Origin of the sequence: Streptococcus sp. GMD1S (assembly GCF_000296875.1) — a bacterium.
In the GTDB taxonomy this organism is placed as follows: Bacteria; Bacillota; Bacilli; order Lactobacillales; family Streptococcaceae; genus Streptococcus.
Genome location: NZ_AJQY01000062.1, coordinates 1 through 5,014 on the forward strand (window position 1 = coordinate 1; position 5,014 = coordinate 5,014).

At 38.4% G+C, this 5,014-nt stretch carries 4 protein-coding genes; all 4 read right to left on the reverse strand.

Annotation, left to right across the window (positions count from 1 at the left end; all coding sequences use genetic code 11):
• Positions 1-1,208, reverse strand: a 1,208-nt coding sequence (gene essB / locus GMD1S_RS06560; protein WP_000796949.1) for a type VII secretion protein EssB, incomplete at its 3' end; no start/stop codon positions are given.
• Positions 1,209-1,448 (reverse strand): EsaB/YukD family protein, encoded by a 240-nt coding sequence (locus GMD1S_RS06565; RefSeq protein WP_000434883.1) that lies wholly within the window; start codon positions 1,446-1,448, stop codon positions 1,209-1,211. It lies immediately after the preceding gene.
• 65 nt (positions 1,449-1,513) lie between these two features.
• The gene (essA, locus tag GMD1S_RS06570) at positions 1,514-1,978 is read right to left on the reverse strand and encodes a type VII secretion protein EssA (protein ID WP_000720508.1); all 465 of its coding nucleotides are present in this window, start codon (positions 1,976-1,978) and stop codon (positions 1,514-1,516) included.
• A gap of 11 nt (positions 1,979-1,989) precedes the next feature.
• Positions 1,990-5,004, reverse strand: coding sequence for a type VII secretion protein EsaA (gene esaA, locus GMD1S_RS06575; RefSeq protein WP_044135661.1), 3,015 nt, complete (start codon positions 5,002-5,004; stop codon positions 1,990-1,992).
• Between the last annotated feature and the right edge of the window lie 10 nt (positions 5,005-5,014).

Below are 5,014 nucleotides of genomic sequence, written 5' to 3' on the forward strand. Positions count from 1 at the left end.
TTGTCTTGCGGATTAGGAGTTGTAGAAGCATTGGAGCTTGATTCACTCGTTAGTAGCTCACTTCGACTATCCCAGTATTTCTTATACTCGCTTTCCAAAGTATTCAACTTACTTTCACGGTCTTTTCCTGACAAGTTGCCATCTTCTCGAACCTGCTTGATTTCCTGAGTCAAAGCGTAGAGAATCAAGTCACTGTCGTTAATCCGTTTCGCAATATCAAGAGCCTCTTCAAAACGATTGCGCCCAACCTGGATCCAGTAAGTCAAATAAAGCTCATCTGACTTGAGTGTTACGTTGTTCAAGATGACTTTCTTTTGTTCAGAAGAAAATTCCAACCCCTGAATATAAGAGTAAGCCAACTCATACTTTTGCGTATTCGGCAAGCTAGCTGGATCAATTCTCTCTAATTCTGTAATAACACCACTATAATCCACTTTAATAAAGGCAGTATCTGCCTGCAACATCTTTTCTTTGAAAGGATTTTGCACAAAAATCAGATAGATAAGTGGAACGATCAACAAGACAACGCTGGCTGTTAACCAAATCGTTGCCAGTTTAAAGACACGATGGCGTCTACTTGGAACCAAGACCAAATCTGCCCGTTCTTTCGCAGCCTTCTCCGTGTAGTACTTCTCCAAAACAGCTACTGCAGCCTCTATATCATCTGCCTGACATAGGTCATTTAAGAAGTCGGGCAAGGTCTCTAATTCCAAGGAACCATTATAAAGATCCATGAAATCCAAATCGCTAAATAGTGTTACTGTAAAACATTTAGCCTGGCGTAAAAAATCTTCTGAGGATATTGATTGAGGAACCATCAGACCAGGAATTCCGCGATAAGCAATCTTAGCCTGAGCATCCTTGGTAATAAAGAGATTTACTGGGTGCAAAAGGAAAGTCACAGGTAACTCCAAGGCGCCCTCTAGACGAAAAACGTTTAGGGCCAAACGGATTCTTTCCGAAATGGTACGTTCCTTTATTTCCTCATAAGTCAGTCCATAAGCTTCGACTTGATAGGAGAAGGTGACACTATCCTCATCAGATACCATCGATTGCTCCAAAAAGAATGGATGATGCAAATCCAATAGTAAGAGTTCCCGTAAATCTTGACTCGCAACATCTGAACGTTTGAGTTTTAATTCCCAGTTTGTTTCATTTTTTTCATAGACAAACGACTGTCCACCAAATTCAAATTTTTCTTCAGCCACCTATATCTCCTCAATTTCTACTAAATCTCCTGTCGTCATAGGATAATCAGACAGATGTTTCCCTTCATCAATCAACAAACCTTTATTGACAATTCTTAATTGATATTTTTTTCGCTTGATACCTGGATTAAAAATCGTATCCACTTCTCGCACCAGCCGGCGCACTTCAATTCGCCGTGGGATGCGAATATCCACATCTCTTTCTCTCAAACGTAGGGTAATATTGATATGTTGCTCCACCTTTTACACGCCTCCTATGCCTGGTTTATCCTTTTCTAAGTTATTTAGACAGACTAGTTAAAAACTTAGTCCATCCCTTCTACCATCACACGATAACTCATTACTGCCGTTGCTCCAAAAAGCAAGAAAATCAACACCACATAGAATATCTCTGGAAGAAAGTCATTCAGACCACCTTTTTCTACATGGCCTATATTTGTTTGAAATTTAATTGTTTTTTGAGCATTGGGCTGAAACAACTGTTCTTCAGAAGATTTTTTCACTGGTCTCTGTATAGCAGAAAACAGTTGGCCCCTTTCTGTGATCAACTGTTCCTCTTGATGCTGTTGCATGTCCTGCAACCTCTTTTGAGTTGCTTCATTAAAAAGCTCCTTGGTTTGTTCAGACTGTAGACCAAATTTCAATCCCTCTTTCTTTTCAAGTCGGGAATCATCAATCTGCAGACTGTTATCCTTCAAATCATCTGCAGCAGCCCCAGAGACTGCTGCACATGTTACTAAGGTAAGAAGGAAAAGAATGATTTTCTTCATATTTCTATTTTCTATTCTTTCTCAGCTTGGCTTGCTTGAAACCACAAACTACTTTCTCTGATAAAAATATTTATAACAAGTAAAACAGCTATGACAACAATCGTTGCAACAAAAGCGATAATTGCTGCTGGATGTCCATCAAAGTATCCTGAAAGCAAACCTTCTAATATTGATAACGCATTGAGATTTTTGATAAATGCTGGGAAACCAGTTAGACTTGCTGTTGTCCCAATAGCATTTGATAGGTAGACAAAGCTAATCATCATAAAGAAGGAGAGTCCCATACCAATCACTCGGAAATGTTTAAGCAATAGATATTGTCCTTGAATCAGTACAAATGCGGCTAAAACAATTAATAGAACCCAAGATGGTTGATATTCACGACCAACCTGTAGCTGAACACTTGATACAACACCAACTACCAATCCGACAACGATACTTAAAGCAGATAGGATGGTTACCGTCATCAAGTCTGTATCATGTAACTTATCAAGTTTGAACTTATCTTTGACTTTGCGAATAACGTTTTGAGTTGCAAACAGATAGGCTGTAAAGAGACTAACAATCTCCAATAGTAAAATCCATGTAAATGGACGGTAAACATTGACAGTCGCTTTCACTGAAGTAGCATTTTGGGTAACAGGATTGGATAAGAAGTTCAACAACACTTCATTTGGTACCCCATTTTGATAGGCATTATTCAGAACCTTCACAAAGGATTCTACAAAGTTTCCATTGTTAGTTAATTCTTCGTTAAACTGCGTCATCAAGGAGTCAGCATCTTGTGACAACTTTTCAGTACTTGTTTGAGCGTTTGACAATTCACGATTGAAATTACCTAAAGTCTCATTCACAGACTCTGCAGCTTTGACATTACTTTGAGAAGATTCCTTCACACCCGTAGTTTCTGACAAGAGAGCTGCATAATCCGAATTTAGGGTAGCCAATTGATTATTAGTCTCTTCAAAAGCATCATTGCCTTTCCCTTGCTTCTCAACCAAATCCTTTAGATTTTCTTCCAACTTCTTGTACAACTCTAACTGTTCATTGATTTTTGTATTCAATTCTTGGTTGGTAGTCAAAACATCCTTCACATTTTTTTCTAGAACAGGCTTGAGAGTAGTCAGTTTTGACAAGGCTTTATCTACTTTCTCTTTAGTACCCTCTGTATCTGTATCGCTAGCAGGTGCAGTCAGACTGTCTTCATACTTCTTCAGGTTTGAACTAATAGCTTCAAGCCAAATATTTGATAAAGCATCTGTTACATCACTATTTCGTAACTCTTTGACAGTATTGTATGCTTGTCTGAGTGCTTCCACCTTTTGGTAGTCAGAAGCTATTTTCTGAACCTTTTGTCCATAAGTCACTGCTGCTTGCTGAACGGCTAAGACATCTATCGGAGCACTGACTGCTTGAACATCATTCAAGGAAATATCAACAGTCTTTGGCTCCGCTTTTGGAGTTGGGCTTGAAGCCCCCGTTGAACTTGTAGTTGGAGTCGGAGCTGCCTCTGCAACACTATAGGCTACTTTGAAAGTCCCACCCGTCTTCAAATCAATTTCTTGACCAAACTCAACTGGTGTGCCATCATAAGTGACCGAATGAACCGTCACTCCTGTTCCAGCCTTCCATGATACCTTAGCCTTTGTTCCTGTTCGTCCAACAGCACTCGTACTCGTGATTGCCAGATGTTCCAGATTCTTCAAGTCCGTCAAAGAAATCTCGTCGCTTGGCTCTTTAATCGTTTTTAAATCTGTATAGTTTACAGAAGGAATTGTGATTGGTGTCATACCAAAACCACTAAATTCTTTTCCACTAAAGTCTTCTTTGGGTAATTCTGAGATTGCAGAAGCCAGCTGCTCTTTTAGAGATTCCTCAACCTTCTCTAAATCCTTGTTTGCAGCTTTATCCAAAAATCGATCAAGAGTGATTTTGCTCTTCTCACTTGTTCCATAGTAAGTGGCTAATTTCTCATCAATAAAGTTATGAATATCATTTTTATGATTTTCAAACTTGGTTCTTTCATCTGTTAGATTTTTCTGTAAGCTACCAATCTCTGTGCTGATGCTTTCTGCTACTTTTTTATAGTAAGCCTCAACTTCTGGTGACGTTCCATCAGTGGATGCTGGTGTTCCATCTATATTCGCAGTCAGACTACCTTGAGCTTTAATTAATTCCTTATAGGTTTCAATTTGTCCCTTAACGTCTTCCCGACTCTGAGAAATGAGCCCAGTGATAACATCCGCATGATTTTTCTTCTCATCTACTCTATTCTTAAGTAGAGTTCCAAACTTCTCGCCATAGGCAATCTGCGAAACATCAAAACGACCAAAAATCTGTGAGTAGCCCTCCAAACCTGTCTTTAAAGCAGTGTTGGCGTCAACAGAGGAACTAGACATACTATAGAGAGTTGGGAAAAGATTTTTAGAGTTGATAGCTGTATTATATAAATTCGTACGATAGTTTCCGATATTGGTTGCTTGTATCTGTGAGCTAGCTTGAACATTCTTTTGTGCTGTATAAAGGTTGTTCAAAATACTAGCCATATACATGTCAACTAACTGACCATTCAAATCAGAAACAATATCTTTCGCTAGTTTATTTGCATCATTTTCTACTTGCAAATTTCCTTGCGCATTCACCTTATAATTGATAGTTGTCTTATCAACATTGATGCTGTTAATATCGAGTATTTTTTCAGAAAAGTCACTAGGAATTGTTAAAACGAGTTGGTATTTCCCACTTTCTAACCCAGAATCAGCTGCTCCACGAGGGACAACAGACCAATTTTGTGAATTATCACGCTCGATATTTTTTACATAACTAGCACCTAGATTGTATTCTTTTGTATCTACGTAGACAGGCTTATCTTCATTTACGATAGCTACATTTAATTTTGTCTGCTGATTAGCCTTTGCATTATTTTCATTGCTAATCGTTGTATTTTTTTGAACAGATAGATTCAAAAAAATAATCAATGCAAGCAACCCTAATGCCAACAGACTACTTCCTATATATTTAAAAATTCTATTCTTC